The sequence below is a fragment of the Ruegeria sp. AP7 genome, from assembly GCF_056539905.1.
Genome location: NZ_JBQFVT010000004.1, coordinates 14132 through 37188 on the forward strand (window position 1 = coordinate 14132; position 23057 = coordinate 37188).

General features: G+C 56.3%; 22 protein-coding genes and 1 pseudogene. 14 read left to right on the top strand and 9 right to left on the bottom strand.

All coding sequences use genetic code 11. The features are described from left to right. Positions 1–7: 7 nt before the first annotated feature. From ACR0KN_RS09270 to hsdR, 5 genes are all read left to right on the top strand, one after another. A complete protein-coding gene (locus tag ACR0KN_RS09270; RefSeq protein ID WP_480653011.1) occupies positions 8–289 on the top strand; it encodes a hypothetical protein in 282 nt (93 codons plus the stop codon). Positions 290–470: 181 nt separating this feature from the next. Next, on the top strand, positions 471–1919 hold the full coding sequence (locus tag ACR0KN_RS09275; protein ID WP_480653013.1) for a class I SAM-dependent DNA methyltransferase: 1449 nt from the start codon (positions 471–473) through the stop codon (positions 1917–1919). Then, complete coding sequence (locus tag ACR0KN_RS09280; protein ID WP_480653015.1) at positions 1916–3094, top strand: restriction endonuclease subunit S; 1179 nt, start codon at positions 1916–1918, stop codon at positions 3092–3094. The genes ACR0KN_RS09275 and ACR0KN_RS09280 overlap by 4 nt, the downstream gene beginning before the upstream one ends. Continuing rightward, positions 3091–3837 carry an 8-oxoguanine DNA glycosylase OGG fold protein gene (locus ACR0KN_RS09285; protein ID WP_480653017.1) on the top strand — a complete coding sequence of 249 codons (747 nt, stop codon included), beginning with the start codon at positions 3091–3093 and terminating at the stop codon, positions 3835–3837. The genes ACR0KN_RS09280 and ACR0KN_RS09285 overlap by 4 nt, the downstream gene beginning before the upstream one ends. Further along, a complete protein-coding gene (gene hsdR, locus ACR0KN_RS09290; RefSeq protein ID WP_480653019.1) occupies positions 3834–6158 on the top strand; it encodes an EcoAI/FtnUII family type I restriction enzme subunit R in 2325 nt (774 codons plus the stop codon). Before ACR0KN_RS09285 ends, hsdR begins: the two co-directional genes overlap by 4 nt. 28 nt (positions 6159–6186) lie before the next feature. Here the strand turns inward: hsdR and ACR0KN_RS09295 are convergent, their stop codons facing one another. Then, positions 6187–6984, bottom strand: coding sequence for a hypothetical protein (locus tag ACR0KN_RS09295; RefSeq protein ID WP_480653021.1), 798 nt, complete (start codon positions 6982–6984; stop codon positions 6187–6189). Between the two features lie 253 nt (positions 6985–7237). Further along, a complete protein-coding gene (locus ACR0KN_RS09300; RefSeq protein WP_480653023.1) occupies positions 7238–8179 on the bottom strand; it encodes a pirin family protein in 942 nt (313 codons plus the stop codon). A gap of 311 nt (positions 8180–8490) precedes the next feature. Between ACR0KN_RS09300 and ACR0KN_RS09305 the strand changes: the two are divergent. Continuing rightward, a pseudogene (locus ACR0KN_RS09305) lies at positions 8491–9303 on the top strand (pirin family protein); the annotation flags it as partial. A gap of 64 nt (positions 9304–9367) precedes the next feature. Then, positions 9368–10375, top strand: coding sequence for a 2-dehydropantoate 2-reductase (locus tag ACR0KN_RS09310; protein ID WP_480653025.1), 1008 nt, complete (start codon positions 9368–9370; stop codon positions 10373–10375). Here the strand turns inward: ACR0KN_RS09310 and ACR0KN_RS09315 are convergent. The 3 genes from ACR0KN_RS09315 to hrpB all read right to left on the bottom strand — a co-directional run bounded on the left by ACR0KN_RS09315 (position 10344) and on the right by hrpB (position 15013). Further along, positions 10344–11822 carry an inorganic phosphate transporter gene (locus tag ACR0KN_RS09315; protein WP_170541473.1) on the bottom strand — a complete coding sequence of 493 codons (1479 nt, stop codon included), beginning with the start codon at positions 11820–11822 and terminating at the stop codon, positions 10344–10346. The genes ACR0KN_RS09310 and ACR0KN_RS09315 overlap by 32 nt on opposite strands. Before the next feature lie 89 nt (positions 11823–11911). Beyond that, the gene (locus ACR0KN_RS09320; protein WP_170541471.1) at positions 11912–12370 is read right to left on the bottom strand and encodes an NUDIX hydrolase; all 459 of its coding nucleotides are present in this window, start codon (positions 12368–12370) and stop codon (positions 11912–11914) included. 204 nt (positions 12371–12574) lie between these two features. Further along, positions 12575–15013: an ATP-dependent helicase HrpB gene (hrpB, locus tag ACR0KN_RS09325; protein ID WP_480653027.1), complete on the bottom strand. Its 2439-nt coding sequence runs from the start codon at positions 15011–15013 to the stop codon at positions 12575–12577. A 120-nt stretch (positions 15014–15133) separates the two neighbouring features. On the opposite strand from hrpB, the gene meaB reads away from it, so the two are divergent. The 5 genes from meaB (at position 15134) to ACR0KN_RS09350 (ending at position 19171) form a co-directional block, all read left to right on the top strand. Next, the gene (gene meaB, locus ACR0KN_RS09330) at positions 15134–16111 is read left to right on the top strand and encodes a methylmalonyl Co-A mutase-associated GTPase MeaB (protein ID WP_480653029.1); all 978 of its coding nucleotides are present in this window, start codon (positions 15134–15136) and stop codon (positions 16109–16111) included. 170 nt (positions 16112–16281) lie between these two features. Beyond that, a complete protein-coding gene (locus ACR0KN_RS09335) occupies positions 16282–17424 on the top strand; it encodes a Hint domain-containing protein (RefSeq protein WP_480653031.1) in 1143 nt (380 codons plus the stop codon). A 170-nt stretch (positions 17425–17594) separates the two neighbouring features. Then, on the top strand, positions 17595–17882 hold the full coding sequence (gene rpmB / locus ACR0KN_RS09340; RefSeq protein WP_008756960.1) for a 50S ribosomal protein L28: 288 nt from the start codon (positions 17595–17597) through the stop codon (positions 17880–17882). A gap of 407 nt (positions 17883–18289) precedes the next feature. Further along, complete coding sequence (locus tag ACR0KN_RS09345; RefSeq protein ID WP_480653033.1) at positions 18290–18640, top strand: hypothetical protein; 351 nt, start codon at positions 18290–18292, stop codon at positions 18638–18640. 45 nt (positions 18641–18685) lie between these two features. After that, positions 18686–19171, top strand: a complete 486-nt coding sequence (locus ACR0KN_RS09350; protein WP_480653035.1) for a copper chaperone PCu(A)C — start codon at positions 18686–18688, stop codon at positions 19169–19171. Between the two features lie 59 nt (positions 19172–19230). Here ACR0KN_RS09350 and ACR0KN_RS09355 read toward each other — a convergent pair whose 3' ends face one another. Then, on the bottom strand, positions 19231–19839 hold the full coding sequence (locus ACR0KN_RS09355; RefSeq protein WP_050806461.1) for an HdeD family acid-resistance protein: 609 nt from the start codon (positions 19837–19839) through the stop codon (positions 19231–19233). Positions 19840–19900: 61 nt separating this feature from the next. Next, positions 19901–20605 (bottom strand): NAD-dependent deacylase, encoded by a 705-nt coding sequence (locus tag ACR0KN_RS09360; RefSeq protein ID WP_480653515.1) that lies wholly within the window; start codon positions 20603–20605, stop codon positions 19901–19903. Positions 20606–20633: 28 nt separating this feature from the next. On the opposite strand from ACR0KN_RS09360, the gene ACR0KN_RS09365 reads away from it, so the two are divergent. Next, positions 20634–21083, top strand: a complete 450-nt coding sequence (locus ACR0KN_RS09365) for a low molecular weight protein-tyrosine-phosphatase (protein WP_480653037.1) — start codon at positions 20634–20636, stop codon at positions 21081–21083. A 425-nt stretch (positions 21084–21508) separates the two neighbouring features. Continuing rightward, entirely contained in the window at positions 21509–21673 is a 165-nt protein-coding gene (locus ACR0KN_RS09370; protein ID WP_480653039.1) for a hypothetical protein, read from the top strand. A gap of 584 nt (positions 21674–22257) precedes the next feature. Here the strand turns inward: ACR0KN_RS09370 and ACR0KN_RS09375 are convergent. After that, complete coding sequence (locus ACR0KN_RS09375; RefSeq protein WP_010441730.1) at positions 22258–22638, bottom strand: carboxymuconolactone decarboxylase family protein; 381 nt, start codon at positions 22636–22638, stop codon at positions 22258–22260. A gap of 3 nt (positions 22639–22641) precedes the next feature. Next, positions 22642–23055: a hypothetical protein gene (locus ACR0KN_RS09380; RefSeq protein ID WP_480653041.1), complete on the bottom strand. Its 414-nt coding sequence runs from the start codon at positions 23053–23055 to the stop codon at positions 22642–22644. Positions 23056–23057: the final 2 nt, after the last annotated feature.

Below are 23057 nucleotides of genomic sequence, written 5' to 3' on the forward strand. Positions count from 1 at the left end.
AGAAACCATGACATCCAAGACCAACCCCACACCGGCACCGCTTACCGATGACACCGAAAGCTGGAAGCGCACACTGTCTATCCTCGCGGGTATCCGTCAGGTACGCCAAGAGATGCGTGAAGAAGCTGACCAGATCACGGCCGCATACCCCAACCAGATGATCAAACCCGGCCACGGTGAACGTGCCGATATCGTGTCTGTTTTGGATGGGGGCTACGCATTAATGGTCAATGATATTCGCAGGATTTCCCGTAGCTGCGGCTTGAAGATGCCTGATGAGCTGAAGTGATGAAAGCACCAAGCCTCAGACACTGTGCGCTTGAAGTATTTTGGGACAGGGCGAGCCTTCTATCAAACCTCGGCGATGCTCAACACCTCAGTAGTAGTCGGTGATGCTTTTCTGAGCTGACTACTGTTGATCTTTGCACCCTCAGGTGGAACTGTGCGGACAACTCAAAGAGCAGGAAGACATGTACGAGAACGCGTTCAACAAGATCGAGCGGGACCTCCGCGCCGAAGAAGGCATCGCCAACGAGCTGGACTATGTAGAGCAGACATCTTGGGTCCTATTCCTCAAGTATTTGCATGACCTTGAAAGCGAGCGGCGCGACAGAGCCGAACTGGATGGCGAAGACTACGCGCCCATCATCGAAGGCGATTATCGCTGGGACAACTGGGCGGCACCCAAGGTCAACGGAGAGTTTGACCACAATGCAGCACGTATCGGCGATGACCTGATCAAGTTCGTCGATCAGGAGCTGTTCCCGTATCTCGCAGCCTTCCGTCAGTCCGCTACAGGCCCTCAGACAATCCAGTACAAGATCGGCGAGGTGTTCACTGAGCTGCGCAACAAGTTTCGCTCTGGGTACATCCTCCGAGACGTTCTGGAGGCAGTAGACGGCTTGTCGTTCAACACCCAAGCCCAGCGCCACGAACTCTCAGAGCTGTATGAAACCCGCATCCGCCGCATGGGCAATGCAGGTCGTAACGGAGGCGAATACTACACCCCACGTCCGCTTATTCGGGCAATGATCAAGGTAACTGACCCCAAGATTGGTGAAACGATCTACGACGGCGCAGTAGGCTCCGCTGGCTTCCTCTGTGAAGCCTACGACTACATGCGCACTGATAAACTGTCGGCGTCGGACTTCGAGACGCTGCAGACCCACACCTTCTACGGGCAGGAGAAGAAGGGTCTCGCCTACGTCATCGGCATAATGAACATGGTCCTGCATGGGATCGAGGCACCCAACCTCATCCACTCCAACACGCTCAATGAAAACGTGATGGATATCCAAGAGAAGGACCGCCACGATATCATCCTCGCCAATCCTCCTTTCGGGGGCGGAGAGCGACGGGAGGTGCAGCAGAACTTCCCGATAAGGACTGGAGAGACAGCTTACCTCTTTCTCCAGCACTTCATCCGCAAGCTGAAAGCTGGCGGCAGGGCAGCTGTGGTTATCAAGAACACTTTCCTCAGCAACACCGATAACGCCTCAATAGCCTTACGCAAAGAGCTGCTAGATGCGGCAGAGTTGCATACGATCCTGGACTGTCCTCAAGGGACCTTTCAGGGTGCTGGAGTGAAGACGGTGGTGCTGTTCTTCGAGAAGGGGGCACCCACAAGAGACATCTGGTTCTATCAGCTCGACCCCGGTCGCAGTTTGGGTAAAACCAATCCACTCAACGATGATGATCTTGCAGAGTTTTGTGAGTTGCAGCGGACACGACCCAATGGATCTAAAAGCTGGATCGTGAACCGAGCCGATCTAGACGAAGAGACATACGACCTTTCCGTAAAGAACCCTAATGCGCCCGAGGAAGCACCTCTGCGGTCTCCTGAAGAGATCATTGCAGGCATGCTCGCGAGGGATGCTGAGACGGCCAAGATCCTCGAAGATATCCGGGGGATGCTGTGAAGGACAAAGAACTTAGCTACGAGAACCCGTTGAGAAAGAGCAAGTGGCAATGCAGGGCCTTGGGGGATGTCTGTGATGTCAAAAGAGGCTCCACTATCACGAAGAAGTCAGCTGTGCCCGGCGATGTTCCCGTTGTTGCTGGCGGAATTTCCCCTGCCTATTTTCATAACACGCCGAACCGCCCTGCAAACGTGATCACTGTATCAGGATCGGGCGCGAATGCAGGCTATGTAAACTTCTTCGATGTGCCGATCTGGGCTTCGGACTGTTCTACCGTTTTGCCCAAGACAGAAGGCCTCAACGTAAACTACGTCCATCGCTACCTTCTTGCCATCCAACCATTCATTTTCAAAGAACTAGCTCGCGGTGCTGCCCAGCCTCACGTCTATCCTCGCGACTTGGCAAGGCTTCCTATCCCCCTCCCATCCCTCGAAGAACAATTGAGGATAGTTGAGATACTGGACGAGGCCTTCGAGGGTCTGGCTCGCGCCAAGGAGAACGCTGAGGTTAACCTGCAAAGTGCGCGTGAGTTGCTTGAAAGTTACAAAACCCAAACCTTTGAAACGGCATCAGGTGAATTTGAGCAAGCCACTTTGGAAGACGTATCAGAATTCATCACTGACGGCACACACCAAACTCCAAAGTATTTTGATCAAGGACATGTCTTCCTTTCTGCAAAAAACATAAAAGATGGTCGTCTAGATTGGGATGACATCAAATACATCGACGAAGCTCAGCACAAAAAAATGCAGAAACGCCTCGCTCCCAAACGCAACGACCTACTCATCAGGAAAAACGGAGCAGGATACGGAGCTGCGGCACTCGTGGACCGAGATGTCGTTTTCGATGTCTACGTCAGCCTCGCTGTCGTGCGACCTCTGCCGGGCATTTCACCGGAGTATCTTTTGCAGTTCGCGAACTCCTCTTTCGCGCAGGCTCAATTCAAAGATCGTATCAAGGGACAAGGTGTTCCGAACCTCCACCTTCAGGAAATTCGGCAAGTAATGTTGCCTTTACCTGAAGACGTTAGCGTCCAGCAAGAAATAGCCGAGAAGGTAAAACAGGCAATTGAGGCAGTTCAGCCCCTCAAAGAACGCATAAATGAGAAGCTTCAAGACGTCGAAGACCTCCGCCAGTCCCTACTGCAGAAAGCCTTCGCGGGCGAGTTAACGTGATCGACACCAATAGCGACCATTTTTGTTTTTTTAAGGGTAGCTTGTCAGACGATCTTCGTCCGAATGACCCCGGCGGTAAACCGTGGAGTACATTTTGCAAGGATTTACGCAAGGTGAAGAGCGCCAGTCGTCATCCCTCCAGACAATCGAGGATAAGTCGGGATGAGGTGTTCGAAATGGCAAGCGATCCTGCCATCGCTACCTTGGATATTGCTGCAGCGGCTCTCGCCTGGGGTGGTATGAACATGCGATATCATAAAGCTTTTTTTGAAGCTGCACCGGATGGATGGCTTGGCGTGGCTGAAGATATTCGCGATGGAAACTTGAGAAGAAGCGATGCCTTTGATGCATTTCGAAGGTTGCGTGAACACGGGAAGATGCCCGGTGTCGGGCCAGCCTACTATACGAAGCTCATCTATTTTCTTGGCCGGGCCAAGGCAACTATCGAAAATCCGCAAGGGTATATTGTTGATCAATGGACAGGTTGCTCGATGAACCTTTTACTCGGTGCGCCAGTTATTCATCTGAACGTCTCGATGGTACCCGGCAAATCTGGCAAGGGGCCAAACTACAATTTCACGGTGTCGGATGCTAATACTGCACAGATGTACGAGAAATACTGCTACGCTTTCGAAGAATTGGTTTCCTTGTGCGGACATACAGATAGCTTTGACGAAATGGATCATGCTCTACAAAGACCGGGATCATGGAGAGAGCATGTGAGGAATTACAGGAAGCCATGAGCATCCGAGACGAAACCGAAGCCGATACTCGCGCTGAGCGTATAGACCCAGTCCTCGCTGCTGCTGGTTGGGGACAGAACGGTTCTCGTATTCGTCGAGAGGTTATCTGCCCTGGGCGCATTCAATCGGGTGGAACACGAGGGCGCGGTCTATCCGCCGACTACGTGTTGATCCACAAGGGTCAAAAGCTCGCGGTACTCGAAGCTAAGCGAGCTGGTGTCAGCCATCGCAACGGTGTTGGTCAAGCCAAAGACTATGCCACGCGACTTGGATCAAGGTTTGCCTACGCGTCCAACGGGTTGAACTGGTACCAGATCGATATGGCAACAGGGGCTGAGGGCGATTTAACTCTCCCGTTCCCGACACCAGACGAACTATGGGATCGGACATTCGCGGTTAAGAGCGACTGGCGGGAACGCTTCGGCGCGGTTGAGTTCGAGACAGATGGCGGTAAGTGGGAGCTGAGATACTATCAGCACAACGCCATTACAGCCGCCTTGGAAGCTATAGCAAATGGCGACAAGCGGATATTGCTGACGCTTGCAACCGGAACTGGAAAGACGTCCATAGCCTTCCAGATCGCTTGGAAACTGTTTCAGGCAAAGTGGAACCTGTCAGGTGAGCCGGTCAGGCGACCGCGTATCCTGTTCCTAGCAGACAGGAATATTCTCGCCGATCAGGCTTACAACGCATTCTCGGCGTTTCCGAACGATGCGGTTACTCGCATAGACCCCGACACGATCCGCAAGAACGGTGGCAAGCCTCCGAAGAACGCGAGCCTGTTCTTCACCATCTTTCAGACCTTCATGACGGGTGAGGGTGAGCCGGTGTACAAAGACTACTCCCCGGACTTCTTCGACTTCATCGTAATTGATGAGTGTCACCGAGGCGGTGCTAACGACCAGAGCGAATGGCGTCACTTACTGGATTACTTTGAGCCAGCCGCACAGCTTGGTCTCACAGCTACTCCCAAGCGCAGGCACAATGCCGACACCTACGCTTACTTCGGCGAACCGGCTTATACCTACGCACTGCGGGACGGTATCGAGGACGGTTTCCTGACGCCTTTCAAGGTGCGTCAGATGGCAAGTACCATTGATGAATATGTTTATGACGGCTCCGACGATGTGATTGTCGGCGATATCGAAGCCGGTGAAGCGTTCACCGAGAGCGATTTCAATACCCGTATCGTGATTGAAGAGCGCGAGCTGAGCCGTGTGCAGGAGTTCATGAGCCAGATCGACCAGCGACAAAAGACGTTGGTGTTCTGTGCTACACAGGATCACGCAGCTCTCGTACGAGACCTCATCAATCAAGTTAAGGACAGTACGAACCCAAATTACTGTCACCGCGTGACTGCCGACGACGGTGCAGTTGGTGAACAACACCTTCGCGACTTCCAAGACAACGAAAAGACGATCCCAACGGTTCTGACCACTTCGCAGAAGCTCTCGACGGGCGTCGACGCGAGGAACATCCGCCACATCGTTCTGATGCGCCCAATTCGCTCAATGATCGAGTTTAAGCAGATCATCGGTCGGGGGACACGGACCTTTGAAGGCAAAGACTTCTTCACGATCTGGGACTTCGTGAAGGCGCATGAGAACTTCAACGATCCTGAATGGGATGGGGAACCGCTTGAGCCTGAAGCGCCCCGAGGTCCTCGTGTTCCACCGAGCGAACCCCCGGTAGATGGAGGCGAACCACCAGAAAACGGTGAAGATGCGGATGACCTCCCCCGAGAGAAGATCCAAGTCGCGCTCTCGGATGGGACAGTTCGCAACATCAAATACATCGCGGCCACCACCTACTGGAGTCCCGAGGGCAAACCGATCTCTGCGGCGGAGTTCCTGAAGCGTTTGTTTGGTGACCTGTCTGGCATTGTTGCGGATGAAGACCAATTGCGGTCGGTGTGGAGTGATCCTGACAACCGCGAACACTTTCTTGGGCAACTGTCTGACCGAGGATATGATCAGGACAGGCTGGACGACATTCGGCGGTTAGTTGATGCTCCTGAGAGCGATCTGTTTGATGTACTGAGTTACATCCTTTTCACAAACGCCCCCAAGACTCGACACGATAGAGCTGACCGCGTGAGAGAAGGTTCGATAGATGCCTTTGATGCGGAGACCAAAGACTTGCTGCTGGGTATCCTCAAGGCTTATGAGGCCGATGGTGAAAGCGAGTTGGCCACGAAGAAGTTGGGTCAGTTTCTGGTGGCGCGATATGGCAGCATCGGTGAAGGCAAGGAGAAACTCGGAGGTTTGGCAGCTGTCTCTCAGGCGTACCGAGAGATGCAGCAGGATTTGTACAGCGAGTAAGTATTACATCAAAGGACTTTAGTTCCGACTAATCCTCGATGTCTGATCGGGCGTGAACTCTACCTTCAGTATCCATCACCAGCTCGGCTGCACCATTGCTCTCTCCGTCAAAGCCTATCCAATCCGAAACTCTATCAACTAGACCGTCGTTGTCGCTAGGGTCCTTTATGAACTCTGTGATTTCCGCCCAACTAAAACTGTACCGTGCCGATGTGTTTCCGCAGAATGGATCGTAGTTCTCAATAACGTAATCAATACCCTCCTTAAAATTTATTGAAGGCTGTGAAAGCTCCACATCTGTTGACGAGCGCCGCCAAGCAGTTTCAAACGCAACTTGAGTTGCAATAGCCAGGTCTTGGTTAATTCCGCTGGGGTCAGTACTGTTTTTCAGCCAATCTCTGATCTGCCTTCTAATGGCCGAAGGGTGCGAGTGGTTTAGGTCGGCCAAATCTCGAAATGGATCATTGGTTACGTCCCCACTTTTCGCTTCGATCCATTCGAGTACTGTCTTCCAGTTTTGGAACATCCATCGCGCATCAGACCGATCTGAAGGTGGTAAGTCTCTCATCTCGGTATTTTGGACCTGCTGTCCGAATATCTTGGCACTTTTGAAATGCCGACCAATTCGTTGAAGCTCAGCTCCGATTGAAAACCAGGCCAGTACTTCATCTTCCTTGTCGGTGGCGGCTTTTATTTGATCTACTGCCGACTTGACGTTTTGCCTCAACTCAATTGCCCTTCCTTCGCGAAAAGTCGCATGACTTCCGTAGTTTAGTGCTGCGCCAGCATCAACGCGCGACGTTAGGTCAACTGACAGTGACGGCACTCAGTTCTCGCGTTCTATCCACAAAAACTCGAATGCCAACCACCTAATGGTTTCTTTGCTAACACTCCAGCTCGGACCGGAGCTGTAACTTCCTGCGCCGTCTCCTCAGTCGTGATCGGTGACGAAGTCACTATAGACCACACCTGATCGCCGTTATTTCGCCTCTAGCCCAAGGCTTATTGTCCGACATGGCCACCTTGCTCATAGCGCGGTTTCAGGTGGGAATTTTGCAAAGGTCTGCACTGCGGGAAATCTACCGGTTTGGCAAAGGAATAAATTCCTGATCATCTCCCGGTGGCAGATGGAACCGAGGATTACTCTCCCAAGCCTCGGCCCTCCAAGCCTCCTTGGCTTCCTCGATGCGCTCCTTGGATGATGCTACGAAGTTCCACCAGATATGCCGGGGTCCCTCGAGTGTCTCACCACCAAGCAGCATCACCCTTGCGCCTCGTTCACCGGCTTTCAACGACACGCGGTCACCGGGGCGGAATACCATCATTTGTCCCGCCTCGAAGGTATCCCCGGAGACGGTCACCGAACCCTCAACGACATACACCCCGCGATCCTCATGGTCATCCGGCAGTGGAATGCTGGCACCGGCTTGAAGAACAGCATCGGCATAGAACATCTCTGCAGGTGTCTTGACCGGCGCACGTTCCCCGTATGCGTTGCCGAGGATCAGGCGCACCTCCTTGCCTTCACCTTCCATCACCGGCAGAGCATCGGCAGGTGCGTGTTCAAAGGTAGGGGCTAGGTCCTCGTGGTCCTTCGGTAGAGCAACCCAAGTCTGAATGCCGAAGAATGGCATGGGGTCCACTTGGGTTTCATCATCGGTTCTTTCTGAGTGTGTGATGCCTCGGCCAGCAACCATCCAGTTCACCGCGCCCGGCTCGATCCATGAGTCCGTCCCAAGGCTATCCCGGTGGTGCATACGTCCACGGTATAGGTAGCTGACGGTCGCCAGACCGATATGAGGGTGCGGTCGTACGTCAATGCCTTTGGTTGGCAAGAACTCAACGGGTCCCATTTGATCGAAAAAGATGAAACTTCCAACCATCTGGCGCTTCGGAGCGGGCAGTGCGCGGCGTACCTCGAAGCCTCCCAAATCACGGGCGCGTGGGACGATGACGGTTTCTATCGCATCCACGGAGTCACCGGTGGGGCAGTGGGGGTCTAGCGCAGGGTTCCAAGACATGGGGCGTACTCCTTTAGCTCTGCTTATAAGATGGCGCATGGGAGCGTGAAGTGAACCCCAAGGGGCGCTCAGGGTTTGCGCGGGGTTGCACACGTAATCACTTAAACCAAATGGTTTGAATTTTGGGGCAAAAATCTGAGCGGGTTATGAATACGTGATCCTTCCCACTATCCCCCCCCTTGGCCCTCTTGGATTACTCCGGGATAACCTGCAAGATACCCACGGGATACTCTGTATGGCCGTGGGCCGCCTCGAAAACCGTTTATCTGACGCTATTTGATAGCACCTATATCCTATCTCGAATAAACGTCTTTGACCAGATGGGTCCTGCCGAATTCATCACCGAGGGTGGCATTGATGTGCGGCCGCATCCTCATATCGGGCTGGGCACCGTAACCTATCTGTATCAGGGAGAGTTCGAACATCGTGACAGCCTCGGTACCCACCAGATGATTCACCCCGGTGAGGTCAACTGGATGGTCGCGGGCCGTGGTGTAACTCATTCCGAACGCACGAGCGCAGAAACGCGCGGCAAATGTCACAACCTGTTCGGCATCCAGACCTGGCTCGCGCTGCCAGAAGCCCATGAGGACATGGCCCCTGACTTCGAGCATCACCAGCAGGGCGCGCTGCCCCATATCGAAGACAAGGGTGTCAGCGCTCGCCTGATCCTTGGCACCGCCTATGGTGAAACCAGCCCGGTGACCATGTTGTCCGAGACCTTCTATGTCGACGTGCAACTGGACCCCGGCGCATCTTTCCCATTGCCCGACGATCACGAGGATCGGGGTGTTTATGTCACGCAAGGCTCGGTCGAGGTAGCCGGTGATACCTTTGACGAAGGGCGTATGATGGTGTTTAGGCCCGGTGACAAGCTCTCGGTCAGGGCGGGGCCTTTGGGTGCGCGATTGATGCTGCTGGGCGGCGCAACCCTGAGCGAGGATCGCTACATCTGGTGGAATTTCGTCTCGTCCTCAAAGGAAAAGATCGAAACCGCAACGCGCGAATGGAACACCGCCGACTGGGCCAACGGTGCGTTCCATCTTCCGCCAGGAGACGATCAGGAGTTCATTACCATCCCAGACGAGCTTGAACGTACCCGGCCACGGTTGGCGCGTGTATGACTTGACGTCACTCTGGCGCCACTGAACCATCCCGGTGATCATTGGGCCAAAGCGGAGGAGTTCAATGAGAATCGTCATCGCGGGCGCAGGCAGCATAGGCTGTTATTGCGGTGCATTGTTGGCAGATGCGGGCCACGCAGTCACGCTGCTGGGCCGCGCCCGCGTGCTGCAGCCGATCCGCGATCAGGGACTGACCGTCACCGATTTCGCAGATCTGGACTGCCATGTGCCCACCGCGAAATTGATGCTCAGCGAAGATCCCGCCTGTCTAGTGGGCGCTGAATTGGTCATCGTCACGGTTAAATCCGGCGCAACAGCCGAGATGGCAGCGTTGATTGCGGCGCACGCGCCGGCGAATGCCCCGGTTCTGTCCTGGCAAAACGGGCTGGAAAACGCCCGCGGACTACGTGCGGTCCTTGACGGCCGCGACGTGCGGGCCGGAATGGTGCCCTTTAATGTGGTGCCAACCAATACCGCGTCCTATCATCGCGCCACTTCAGGCGATATCGTCATCGAACAAGGTCCGGGTGATCTCGCCCGACATCTCAGCGCTCCGGATTTGCCCGTCACCGAAAGCGACCGGATCGAGGCGGTGCAATGGGGCAAACTGGTGATCAATCTCAACAATGCACTGAACGCGTTATCAGGTCTGACCTTGCAAAACCAACTGCTTGATCGAAGCTGGCGTTGCTTGATGGCCGATCAAATGGCCGAGGCTTTGCGCGTTTTGAAATCCGCGGGAAACGAAGTCGCCTCAACGACGCCACTGCCAGCATGGACGACCCCGCATCTACTGCGGTTGCCAACACCAATCTTTTCGCGGATTGCAGCAAAGATGCTTACCATCGACCCCAACGCGCGTACCTCGATGGCCTACGATCTGATGGAGGGTCGCCCGACCGAAATCGACAGTCTGCAAGGCGAAATCATCAAGCTCGGGCAAATTCACGCGATCCCAACTCCGATCAACAGCCACATCTGCGGCCTTATTCATCAAGCACCGCGCGGGCCACTTGCGGTCGATCAGGTAATACCCCCGATCAACCAAATGCGGTCAGTAGCCAGAAGATAACTGCCGACAGGGCTGCGGCTGCAGGAACCGTAATTACCCACGCTGCTACGATCGTCATAAAATGGGATCGCCGTACCAACTTGCGCCGCCGACGCTCTTCCCGTGCAAGACGCAGCTCAGCGGGTCGTTGCAGGTTCGAATATTTCCAGCGCCGTTCTGCATGCCATTCCCGATAGAACCCCACGCCAAACACGGCCCCAACTGCGATATGGGTTGAACTGACGGGTAAGCCCAGCCAACTGGCTACGATAACTGTAATCGCTGCTGAAAGCGCAACACAGAACGCGCGCATCGGGTTCAGTTTGGTGATCTGGCTGCCTACCATGCGGATCAGCTTGGGCCCAAACAAGAACAAACCGAAAGAGATGCCGAAGGCTCCGATTACCATGACCCATGTCGGGATCGACACTTTCGATGCAAAATCTCCGAATTCGGCAGCATGCACGATCGCGGCCAGCGGGCCCACCGCATTGGCCACATCGTTTGCGCCATGGGCGAAGCTCAAAAACCCTGCGGAGATCACCAATGGCAAACCAAACAGCGTTTTCAACGACCGGGTTCTGTTCTCAAGGCCTTCGGATTTCCGTCGCACCCAAGGCACGGTCGCGGCCCAGATCAATCCGCCCGAGGCCAGCCCGATCAGCAGGGCGAACTCAATATCGATTTTGACGATGCGTTTCAGGCCCTTGACCGAAAGGTAGGTGGCAAAAGCCCCGGCCATCACGGCGACCAGAATGGGAACCCAGCGACGTGCAGCTGCGATTTTATCGTCCTGGTATTGAATCTTGTGTTTGATCAGCGCCAGAAATCCCGCAGCGATCACGCCACCCAACACGGGTGAGATAACCCAGCTCGCCGCAATTGCGCTCATCGTGCCCCAGCTTACGGCACCAAGCCCGGCAGCAGCGATGCCGGCGCCCATAACGCCCCCTACGACCGAATGCGTGGTTGAAACAGGCGCGCCCACCCAGGTTGCTAGGTTTACCCACAACGCGGAAGATATCAGTGCAGCCATCATCGCCCAAATGAAGACATCACTGTTTTGCACCGACATTGGATCGATGATCCCTTTGGAGATGGTCGAAACCACGTCTCCACCCGCGAGCAGTGCGCCAGCACTTTCGGCAATTGCGGCGATCAGAATCGCGCCCCCCATTGTCAGTGCATTTGCACCAACCGCCGGTCCCATGTTGTTGGCGACGTCGTTGGCCCCGATGTTGATCGCCATATAGGCCCCGAAGGCTGCAGCGGCGACAACGATTAATCCGCCATCGGCGCGACCAAACATAACTGCGGCGGCCAAACCTGCCAGAGCGATAAAGACGAGCGCGATACCGGGCGCCAGCAGCGGGCGCGCCACATGTGCATTGGCATACTCAAGACGAGAAATGCGGTGGAGGTCGCTGTCGAGCGCGTGCCAGCGAGCTTTGGGTGGTAGATCAGACATCGGTTTTCACAGGCCGTTCGATTTGACGCCCGCCGCTACCCTGTTCCGTCGAAAGCGGCAACCTTTGACATGAGAAATATACGTAATTGTTACATTTGCAGCAGCAGATCGCGCAATTCAGGCTCCTGCACCCGTCCAGCCGCCACTTTGGGCGAAACCCAGCAGCGTTCGCGCTGATTGGCCTCAGGATAGTCGTCGGCCAGATTCGTCACCTGAACACGATATACGCTGGTAACCACATGCTGCGCCGTGCCGTCGTTCAATGTCTTGTCATAAGAGTATTGGCCGATCGGTTCCTTTGGAACATCCGTCGCCTGAACGCCAGCTTCCTCCCAAGCTTCCTGCAAAGCAGTCTCGGGGCCGTTAAGGCCATCAATGGGCCAGCCTTTGGGAATAATCCAACGTCCGGTTCCACGGCTGGTGATCAGTAATACATCATCGCCGGTCTCTGTGCCCCGCGTGCATAGCGCCGCAACCTGCACCCGGTTCGGGCGCTGGAATAACGGTCGCGCGACCTCTTCCCAGATGTTGCGTATCCATTTCGTCATGCTCGGCCTTCTTGGACGTTTAAATGGGCGTCTCTCAATGTTGTCAGAAAAGATTACATAATTATGTACCGCAGATTAAACAATACGTCCCTACCTTGTTGAGCAATTTTGGCCGAATTGCAGTTCATTATGTGTGTTTTTTGCCGTTTTATGGGGCGAATTCAGGATAGATTTTTAAATTTCACATGAATTTCGACTTCAACCTCAGGTCTTTCGGCGTTTCGCACGCAGAGTTGGGTCAGCCCGAGTTGGATCTTCAGGCCAGGGATGTTTGGGATATTGCGCCCGCATATCCTTGCGCACATCGGCATAAGAGCCCGCCCAAAACCCCGGTAGATCGCGGGTGATCTGGATCGGTCTCTGCGCCGGTGATAGTAGAGTGATCTTTAAGGGTTCACCACCGATCACCGGGTGTTGGGTCACACCGAACACCTCTTGCAATCGCACCGAAATCTCGGGCACCGCACCGCCATAGTCGATTGGCAGCTTGCGTCCCAGCGGAGTTACAAACGACCCTGGCGCGCGGCGGTCCAGCTCTTGCGTCTGTGCCCAATCCAGCCGGGCGCGCAGTGCTGGTAACAGGTCAAAACGCTTCCAGTCTTCGGCGCTGCGTACGCCCGAGAGCGTAGGCAGCAGCCAGTCCTCCAGCGCGTCCATAAGACCCCCTTCCGAACAATCGGGTAGGTCAACACCTTCAGCTCGAACCAACTCGACCCGCGCTGCCAACCTTGCCGAGGCCCCCTGAAGCCGTATTCCCAGATCACGCACCCCGACCAGCATTGCCTGAGCCACAGCGTCCTCGGGTACGTCTTTCCAGATGCGGTCATCCAGGGTGATCGCCCCGAAGCGTTCCTGCCGTCGGGCCACGACACGGCGTTCGCGCTTGGACCATTCGCAACTATCGACCCATTCAATCTGATCGTCGAATAGATCGCGGATTTCACCCTCGGAAATCTGTGCGGCCATGCGTACGCGGGCCTCACGCGGGTTGCCGTCTGTGTCGGTGACGACCAGATAAGGAGCTGTTGCCAAGGTGTCGTCAGCTTCCAGCACTACGCCCTTACCGCCCGAGAGGACATAGCGGGGGGTATCACCCCTGCGCCGTTGCGCGATGCGGTCCGGATAGGCCAGGGCTGCCGTCGCCGCAGGGCTCAGATCGCCAGAGCCCTGCGCTTGCGCACGCAATCGTTTTCCCTCGGTATTGATCCGGTCCAGCGCGCCCTCGTTGACTTGCCAAACGCGATTGTGCCGAAACTTGCGGATATCCCGCAACGCCTCGAGCCGCAACGACAGATCAACCGGCGCGCCACGCAGTGGATCTCGATCTGCCATCAGCGCCGCTAAGGGCGCGGCCTCGCGGCCCGCACGCACCAACATATGCGCGAGACGTGGATGCAGCGGCAACGCAGCCAACGCGCGCCCGTGTTCCGTAATCCGGCCCTTGCTGTCCAAGGCGTCGAGCATGGTTAGCAAGGATCGTGCCTCGGTCGATGCGCCCTCAGGTGGCGAAGTCAGGAACGCAAGATCACCCGGCTCCGCGCCCCAGAGCGCGAGTTCCAGCGCCATTCCGGTCAAGTCGGCAGCTTCGATTTCAGCGGGTGGGTATGCGAGCAGCGCGCCTTCTTCGCCCTTGGACCACAGCCGATAGCACACGCCTTCGGCTACCCGGCCTGCACGGCCCGCACGTTGAGTGGCCTCGGCCCGTGTAACCCGTTCGGTCACCAGCCGCGACATGCCAGAACCCGGATCGAACCGTGCGCGGCGCGCTTGGCCCATATCCACCACCACGCGGATATCGGGTATGGTCAACGAGGTCTCAGCAATCGATGTCGCCAGCACGACCTTGCGGCCTGTCGTCACTGGCGCAATTGCTGCGCGTTGGGCGGCAAATGGCAGGGCACCAAAAAGAGGGTGCACCGTGCAGTCGTTGGGCAGGCGGCGTGTCAAAGCAGTCTCGGCGCGCCTGATTTCCCCTTCGCCGGGCAGGAAAACCAGCATTCCACCAGTAGTTTTCCGCTCGGCCTGCACAACCAGATCAACAAGCGCATCCAAACGTCGAGCCTGCGCACCCAGAGGTCGGTCAAGCCAACGGGTTTCAACCGGATAGCTGCGCCCCTCGGAAGTGATGAGCGGCGCATCCATCAGCCTCCCCACCGGTTCGGCATCCAGTGTCGCAGACATTGCAAGCAGGATAAGATCGTCCCGAAGCGCTCCTGCCACCTCAAGGCATAAGGCCAGCCCCAGATCGGCGTTCAGCGAGCGCTCGTGGAATTCATCGAAAATTACTACCCCCACGCCTGGTAAATCCGGTTCGGATTGCAGCATGCGGGTCAAAATGCCCTCGGTCACCACTTCGATCTGCGTGGAATTTGAAACCTTCGTATCACCGCGTACGCGGTAGCCGACGGTCTGACCCACAGGTTCACCCAAAGTCTCAGCCATGCGCTCTGCAGCGGTCCGCGCAGCCAGTCGACGCGGCTCAAGCATCACGATTCGACCATTGCCAAGGCCTGCATGCAGCATCTCAAGCGGCACGCGGGTCGTTTTACCCGCGCCCGGAGGCGCCTGCAGCACCGCGCGCCCATGCGTTCGCAAGGCGTTCAGAAGGTCAGGGATGGCGTCATCAATGGGCAACCGGGTCATATCGCCTTATCGCCAAAGCCTCGGCCAAGGTCCAGCATCGCCGATCCGGGCCCGAGTTGGGGCTGGACAAATCGGGTCATCCCCTCTCATCTATGGCAAATTCCAGCCGGGGACTGACCGATGAACATTGCCGAGCTTGGCGACAGGATCTTGAACGGGGAGCGCCGGGCACTGGCCCGTGCGATCACGCTGGTCGAAAGCGGGCGTGAAGATCATCGGGCGCAGGCAACCGCACTGCTGGATCAATTGAGCGGCGCCGGACGTCAGGCGCTGCGAATTGGCCTGTCCGGCACGCCAGGTGTCGGCAAATCGACCTTTATCGAAAGCTTCGGAATGATGCTGACGGGGCAGGGGTTACGTGTTGCGGTTCTGGCAGTTGATCCCAGTTCGGCCCGTTCGGGCGGCTCGATTCTGGGCGACAAGACCCGCATGGAGCGGCTGAGCCGCGAGAAAAACGCCTTTATCCGCCCGTCCCCCAGCCAGAGCCACCTTGGCGGCGTGGCGCGCCGCACGCGTGAAGCGATTGCGCTCTGCGAGGCGGCGGGATTTGACGTCGTGTTGATTGAAACTGTGGGTGTGGGCCAATCGGAAACCGTGGTGGCCGAGATGTCTGACCTGTTCCTGCTGCTGCTGGCCCCGGCGGGCGGTGATGAGTTGCAGGGCGTCAAGCGCGGCATCATGGAAATGGCCGACATGATTCTGATCAACAAGGCTGATGGCGACCTGAAAGCGACTGCCACCCGCACCTGCGCTGATTACGCGGGCGCGCTGCGTCTGCTGCGCAAACGCCCGCAAGACCCCGAAGGGTTCCCGAAGGCCATGACCGTTTCAGCGGTTGAAGAGCACGGGTTGGAACAGGCCTGGGACGAAATGCAGGCGCTGACCACATGGCGGCGCGACGCCGGGCACTGGGCGTCGAACCGCTCTACACAGGCGCAATACTGGTTCAAACAAGAGGTGCGCCACGCCTTGCTGGCGCGCCTGGAAACGCCACAGATGCGCGACCGGATGAGCGATCTGGGCACGCAGGTCAGTGCGGGCCGTCTCAGCCCGTCGGCAGCGGCCGAACAAATCCTCGCCGGGCTGTCCGACACGTAACACTCTGGCGGATTGATGTGCGCGCGGCTGGTGCGCTGACCGCTAATAGTGTATTATCGTTGCATATATTTCTGTGTTTGAGTGTGAGTCGCTGCGTTTGAACCGGGTTGAGAAAGGGCTTGATCAGCTCGGATCGTGCCCGGATGCTCCGAGGAACGGGACACGTCAGAATGCCCAATATCAATGGCACCAACGGCGATGACGATATCGATGTCACAAATGACAACGGTACGTTGAATGGCACGCCGCAGGGGACACCGATTGATAATATCCGGGGCCGTGGCGGCAATGACGATATCACCATCACCGATAGTGCCATTGCCAACAATGTCCTGGGCAACGCAGGTATCGACACGATCACTGTCACCAACAGCACGGTTGGCGGGCGCATCGCCAGCGGGTCCGATGCGGACACGGTTGATGTCAGCGGGTCAACCGTGGGCAATATCCGGCTCGGCGGCGGCAATGACACGCTGAATTTCATCAGCACCACGGTGACAGGCGACATTCGCGGCGGCAGCGGAACCGACACGCTGAACCTGCCTGAGGGCACTGTTATCACGGACGATACATTCGGGGTGATTACGGTTGAAGATGGGGTTGGATACTCAATCTCAAGCGGCACATTCACCCTGCCATCCGGAATAACTGTCACCTATTCGGCGTTCGAGAACGGGTCAGGCATGCCCTGTTTCACGCGCGATACATTGATCACGACGCAGCACGGCCAAACACCGATCCAGTCGCTGCGCACCGGTGACCTGATCCCCACGCTGGGGCAGGGCCTGCACCCGATCCGCTGGATCGGACGGCGCGAATTTGACCGCCCCCAGCTTGAGGCCAATCCCAGACTCTGGCCTGTGCGCATCCTTGCAGGCGCATTGGGCGAGGGGTTGCCGCATCGTGATCTGCTGGTCTCGCGCCAGCACCGGATGCTGGTGCACTCAAAGATCGCCCAACGTATGTTCGGCACGAACGAGGTTTTGATTCCGGCCATCAAACTCACTGCGATGCCGGATATCTACGTTGATGAAAGCGTAAAAAGCGTTGAGTACTTTCACCTGCTGTTTGACCGCCATCAGGTGATCTTTGCCGAGAACGCGCCGACCGAAAGCCTCTATACTGGCCCCGAGGCGCTGAAGGCGCTCAGCGCTGCGTCCCGCCGCGAGATATTCGAGATTTTTCCCGAGCTGGCCGACGTTGACTACCGTGCAGATCCGGCCCGCCTAATCCCGCGTGGGCGGATGCAGGCGCAGTTGATCACGCGGCATTTGAAGAACAACAAGCCGCTGTTGCGGATGCCTCCGATCTGAACTTCCAAGGAATTCAACAAGGGGGCAAAGATTTCGCCGCAGCCGTCTTGACCCTCCGCGCGATTCCCACTACACGCATCCAACCAGTTTTCGGGCGCGACTTCGGGTTGCGCCCCTTGTGATTTGGCCGAGGGTCTTGTACCCGGCCTCCAGAAACAAAGGAAGAAACCATGTCGCGCCGTTGCGAACTGACCGGAAAAGGCCCGATGACTGGCAACAATGTCAGCCACGCCAAAAACAGAACTCGTCGTCGTTTTCTGCCCAACTTGAACGACGTTACCCTGCAGTCGGAAACCCTGGGCCGCGGCGTAAAGCTGCGCATCTCGGCGGCAGCCCTGCGCTCGGTAGACCACCGCGGTGGTTTGGATGCATTTCTGGCGAAAGCCAAGGATGACGAGCTGTCGGCGAACGCCTTGAAAGTGAAGAAGGAAATCGCCAAAGCGCAAGCTTCGGCGTAAGTCTTACCGACACACAAATATTCAGCCCCGCATCCTTGGATGCGGGGCTTTTTTGTCGGTGATGATTGCCGTGGACCTGTCTTTTGTTTTCAAAAAGCGAACAAAGCGAGCCTTTCCGTGACTTTGTTCACAGAAGCCTTGATGAGATCAATATATGTTTATGCATATTGTTGATTCTGGGGGGTCATCATGCAGTTTCGAGTAACAAATTTATTGTCTTTTTTGCCAGCTTCACTTGCGGCAGCAGTGGTTCGATGCACGCGGATGCAACGTCGGGTGAATCGTCTACATACGAGTATGAACGCCGACCCGGCAAAACCACCCAAATCCTGAACCGGGCCATTCTGTCTCAGCCTTGCCTTCTCGCTTGAAGCGGATAGAAACTCAGGCGTATATCTCGGGCTAGGATGAAAGACATTTTCCGCCAGATACTGCCTTATGCGCTGTCCCTGCTCGTAATTGTCACGGGGCAGGGCCTTGCTGCATCGCGCGGTATTGATCGTGCGGTGGGACAGATGGTTCTGTGCACCGGAACCGGGCCTGTGGTTGTGTATATGGATGACGAAGGTCAACCGACACGTGCGCCGCATTACTGTCCGGACTATGCGCTTAGCCTGCTGGGCGCTGTGCACGACGCGCGCTCTGCCCTGCCTTTGGCTCCGTCCAGGGCGTTGCCCGCTCCACCACTACGCTCGGCGGATTTGATTTCCGCCCCCTTGCCACGGCATCCTGCCCGCGCTCCTCCGATCTCTGTCTGAATTAGACATCTAACAAAATCAGACATTTACGTAAGGAGAGTCGCAATGACCCTCAAATCCACTTTGCTCGCAACTTTGGCTGCGCTTTCGTTCACCTCAGGCGCCATGGCTGCCGATGCTATCGTTGTTGACGATGCCTACGCGCGGTCCTCAGGTAAATCGGCCAAGGCCGGTGCCGCCTTCATGGTAATCGAAAACCACAGCGATACCGATGACCGCTTGATCGGCGTCAAATCGGATGTGGCAGGTCGTGTCGAGCTTCACACCCACAAGGTTGATGAAAACGGCGTTGCCCAGATGATCCATGTCGAGGAAGGATTTGCCATACCGGCAGGTGAAGCCCACCTGCTGAAACGTGGCGGTGACCATGTCATGTTCATGGGACTCAATGCGCCATTTGAACAGGGATCTTCTGTGCCGGTGACGCTGATTTTTGAACAGGCCGGAGAGGTTGTTGTAGAAATCCCCGTAGATTTGGAGCGGAAGGATCAGGGCGGGCACGGTTCACACGACCACACGCATTCGAACTAATCCGACGTTTCATCAGCCATCATCAAGGCATCAGGCCGGACAATGCCCGGCCTGTATTGCTAGCGGTTGACAGTTTTCATTCCCAACCGATCACCCGCATTTTTGAACCGTGCGGCTAGAAAGAACATCACGATGGCCGAGGTCAATGCAAAGAAAGCAATTGCCCAACCCAAAGCCACCATTCCGCTGCCGGGCCAGAAGATAAGCACCAGCCCGATGATGAGGGCAAAGATACCTGAATTTCGCACCGTTGCACGCTCGGGATCCTGTGGGTGCATCTGAGGCAGGGCCATGAAGGAGCCTATGGCCACGAATAACGCCATCGCCCCCATCAGCGTAAATGCCAGCCACGCCACTCCCTGCGGCCAGATCAATAGTATCAATCCGATCAGAGCAGCCCCGATGCCAAAGCCTCCAACCAGCCCACGTCGCCCAAACCCAAGCCAAGTGAGCGCACCATCCAAAATAAGCAACGCCCCCACCAGCCGCAGCAATACTGAGATACTGCTGGTGGGCCAGAACAGCGCCGCAATCCCGATCAGACCGGCCAGAATTCCGCGCAGCAAGAAGGTCCACCACAGGTTGGCCAGATTCTCGCTTAGTGTGTCACGCGCGTTGATGCTGCTATCGTCAAGGATTTCTCCGTCTTTGGGTGGTAGATCTGTCATGAACTCACTCAGCTTTATTGTTTTCAGCACCATAGACGCGAAAGCGCTGCTCTGTCTGCCCCTATCGCGTGCGGCCCCGTACCAACATTTCATTGACCCAACGCGGGATCACCTCGGTGGCGGGCCCGAGGTGTGTCTCATCAAAGACGGACGCCCCAGCGGAAGGTTCAAGGTTCAATTCTATCGTTCGCGCACCTCCGGCCCGTGCCTCTTGTGCAAAACCCGCCGCCGGATAAACCTGACCCGAAGTGCCGATTGAGGCGAACAGTGCTGCTTCAGCCAGGTGATCGTAAATTTCATCCATAAAATAGGGCAACTCACCAAACCACACCACATCGGGTCGGGCCGTCGGTTGAAAGCAGGCTGGGCAAGGCTCGTGTACCTCCATCTCGGGTGGCGAGGTCCAGCGGTGCCCGCAAACTCCACATAGGGCACCGGCCAGCGTGCCATGCATATGGAGCACCCGTGCAGCCCCGCCTGCCTCATGCAGGCTGTCGACATTCTGCGTGACGATGACCACTTCGCCGGGCCATCGCTTCTGCAGCTGGGCAAGCGCCCGATGTGCGGCATTAGGCTGTGCCTTGGCGGCCTGCACCCGGCGGGCATTGTAAAACCCGTGCACCAGTGCCGGATTGCGGGCGAAGCCTTCGGGCGTTGCGACATCCTCGATCCGGTGCTGCGCCCACAGACCGCCTTTGTCGCGGAACGTGCCCAGCCCGCTTTCGGCGGAAATTCCGGCTCCAGTCAGAATGACGATCTTTTCCATGGCCGCCTCACGCGCTACACCCATTCCCATGACACACCGTATCCTTTTCGTCTGCCTGGGCAATATCTGCCGCTCTCCGGCAGCCGAGGGCGTTTTTCGCGCCCTGGCGCCCCATCACCAAACCGACAGCGCCGGAACCTCGGGTTGGCATATTGGTGATCCGCCCTATGGCCCAATGCAAAAAGCCGCCCGCGCCCGCGATATTAACCTCAACGACCTGCGCGGGCGCCAGTTCGTGGCCGAGGATTTCCACCGCTTCGATCTGATCATCGGTATGGATGCGGACAATATCGCCAATATCGAGGGCCTGCGCCCCGATGGCAGCGATACTCCTGTCCGCCTGCTAACCGATTTCGCGCCACATTCCGGCGCCGATCACGTGCCCGATCCGTATTATACCCGCGATTTCGATGGAACGCTGGACCTGATCGAGATTGCTGTTGATGGCTTGCAGGCGTACCTGAGCGCTGAGCTATAGAAGCTGGAGTACGCCCTGCATTCAGGGCACTGAACGCACCGATGCCTGCTCAGAGCTCGTTTAGATCGATGCTGTACTGCGTACCAATGTCCGAACAGAGGTGAGCAACAAATATGGAGGGGCATGTATCCCGCCATTTGAATCTTGGTTCTATTCATTCGGGTGAAAGTGCACGTCCATTGGACCTTCCCATTGAATCAACAGAATTGTTGGTTCGCCGGTAGGAAACGAGTCATTGTGATGCTCTCCGCCTGGTTGATACCAATAGTCTCCGGCCGTTTGCAGCGGCACCTCGGCTTCACTTTCGCCTTTAACGAAGTGCTTGGATCCTACCCGCGATGCTTTTGATGAAAACGAAGCCATTATCGTCTGCGGTCTGGATATCGAAGCAGAACTGATCGGCGGCCATCTCGGACTGAGCAAGCTTGGGCGAAAAAAAGCTGGGTCAGATTGCGATCGCGCGCCGCTCGATGATTTTAGTATTTCTAAGCATCACATGGCTGAACGGAAAAGAAGTGGACGAGGAACGGGAAGCCGAGATAACCGACATGGTTTCTGCGTTCCTGCTGGGGTTGCAGTCGCAATACTGAGGGAAGCGCCGGTTAAAGCGCGAGTGGGATGTGCCCGGTCAGGAGTACTCGTAAGGCGTCATGTCGCAATTCCGTTATCGGCGCGCACAAGTGGCAGTTGATACGTGGTATGGAAAGAGCCAAAGCAGTACTTTGCAGCAGACGCTCGATCAGCCGCAGCGTATTAACCCTTTGTCCCGCGTCTTCCCCATTGGATGCAGACCAAGTGTACAGTAGTGGCGTCCAACCTCCTGCATTGGCGCATTAGGCAGCGAAAGCGCCAGAGAAGGCCATAGTGCCGAACGTAACAGTCGCGCTGGAGGGCAGCAATTATCCCTATTGCGGACCCAGTGTGGATCGAAGGCGGCCGAAGTTGATCATCCCTTGCGCGAATTTACTGCTTCGCGGCGCCTTCTAAAACTTTCACTATACGAAGCCCAATGTTCTATCGGCTCGCACGCCCAGAGGAGGATTGCTTCTTAAACAGTGTACTTCTTTGCTTGTGGCGCAACATATCCGGGCTCTACTTCGGAAACTGTCTGTGCGGTTTAGTCTGCGGCGTTGTGGTGCGAGACCGCCAGTGTAAGGTTGAGCGCTCGCGCTTTCTAACTCTCCTCCAGCACCTTCTTGGCCACACGGAAGCACTCCAACGCCTGCGGCACGCCGCAATAAATTCCAATCACGTGAACAATTGCGCGGATTTCTTCTTTGGTGACGCCATTATTGATGGCCCCGCGGCAGTGGGTCTCCCATTCAGTCATTTTGCCTAGTGCGCCAATCATCGAGAGGTTCATCATCGACCGGGTCTTGGCGTCGATCACGTCATCCCCCCAGCCAAAGCCCCAACACCACGCGGTCATGGCCTCCTGAAACGGGCGAGTGAAATCATCTGCTGTAGCCAAGTTCTTTTCGACATATTCAGCCCCCAGCGTAGTTTTGCGCTGTTCGAGCCCTTTTAGAAACAGATCTTCGTCAAATACGCTCATGGTCTAGTCCTTCAGTTTGATGGCGACGTTTTTGGTTTGTACATAGTTCCACAAGGCTTCGCGCATCCGGGGGCGGCGTCGTGGCGCAGTCGAGGTTGCAGGTGAAAACACCGCCGACCAACTATAAGATGTGCCATTGGCAATAATTTGGGTCAGCATATAGTCGCCCATGGCCTGTACCATGTGACCATGTTCGATTGGGCGCAGATCGGACAAGGCACCTGATAGATGCGCGCGTTTTGCAGCCATATCGGCGCTGACAACGTTGCCCGCATCCTTATGCGCACACTCGGCCAGCTTTTTGTCGGTGCCAGGGTTCAACGCGTCGATCCGGCTGGCTATGCCGTTGACCAACGCGCGATCAATGTAGCTTAGCCAGTAGGCCTTCATTACAGATCGATCAATATGTTGGTGCATTG

Coding starts and splice junctions, on each gene's coding strand:
- ACR0KN_RS09270 (WP_480653011.1), top strand. CDS start 8: ATGACATCCAAGACCAACCCCACACCGGCACCGCTTACCGATGACACC.
- ACR0KN_RS09275 (WP_480653013.1), top strand. CDS start 471: ATGTACGAGAACGCGTTCAACAAGATCGAGCGGGACCTCCGCGCCGAA.
- hsdR (WP_480653019.1), top strand. CDS start 3,834: ATGAGCATCCGAGACGAAACCGAAGCCGATACTCGCGCTGAGCGTATA.
- ACR0KN_RS09300 (WP_480653023.1), bottom strand. CDS start 8,179: ATGTCTTGGAACCCTGCGCTAGACCCCCACTGCCCCACCGGTGACTCC.
- ACR0KN_RS09310 (WP_480653025.1), top strand. CDS start 9,368: ATGAGAATCGTCATCGCGGGCGCAGGCAGCATAGGCTGTTATTGCGGT.
- ACR0KN_RS09315 (WP_170541473.1), bottom strand. CDS start 11,822: ATGTCTGATCTACCACCCAAAGCTCGCTGGCACGCGCTCGACAGCGAC.
- ACR0KN_RS09320 (WP_170541471.1), bottom strand. CDS start 12,370: ATGACGAAATGGATACGCAACATCTGGGAAGAGGTCGCGCGACCGTTA.
- hrpB (WP_480653027.1), bottom strand. CDS start 15,013: ATGACCCGGTTGCCCATTGATGACGCCATCCCTGACCTTCTGAACGCC.
- meaB (WP_480653029.1), top strand. CDS start 15,134: ATGAACATTGCCGAGCTTGGCGACAGGATCTTGAACGGGGAGCGCCGG.
- ACR0KN_RS09335 (WP_480653031.1), top strand. CDS start 16,282: ATGCCCAATATCAATGGCACCAACGGCGATGACGATATCGATGTCACA.
- rpmB (WP_008756960.1), top strand. CDS start 17,595: ATGTCGCGCCGTTGCGAACTGACCGGAAAAGGCCCGATGACTGGCAAC.
- ACR0KN_RS09345 (WP_480653033.1), top strand. CDS start 18,290: ATGAAAGACATTTTCCGCCAGATACTGCCTTATGCGCTGTCCCTGCTC.
- ACR0KN_RS09350 (WP_480653035.1), top strand. CDS start 18,686: ATGACCCTCAAATCCACTTTGCTCGCAACTTTGGCTGCGCTTTCGTTC.
- ACR0KN_RS09355 (WP_050806461.1), bottom strand. CDS start 19,839: ATGACAGATCTACCACCCAAAGACGGAGAAATCCTTGACGATAGCAGC.
- ACR0KN_RS09360 (WP_480653515.1), bottom strand. CDS start 20,605: ATGGAAAAGATCGTCATTCTGACTGGAGCCGGAATTTCCGCCGAAAGC.
- ACR0KN_RS09365 (WP_480653037.1), top strand. CDS start 20,634: ATGACACACCGTATCCTTTTCGTCTGCCTGGGCAATATCTGCCGCTCT.
- ACR0KN_RS09375 (WP_010441730.1), bottom strand. CDS start 22,638: ATGAGCGTATTTGACGAAGATCTGTTTCTAAAAGGGCTCGAACAGCGC.
- ACR0KN_RS09380 (WP_480653041.1), bottom strand. CDS start 23,055: ATGCACCAACATATTGATCGATCTGTAATGAAGGCCTACTGGCTAAGC.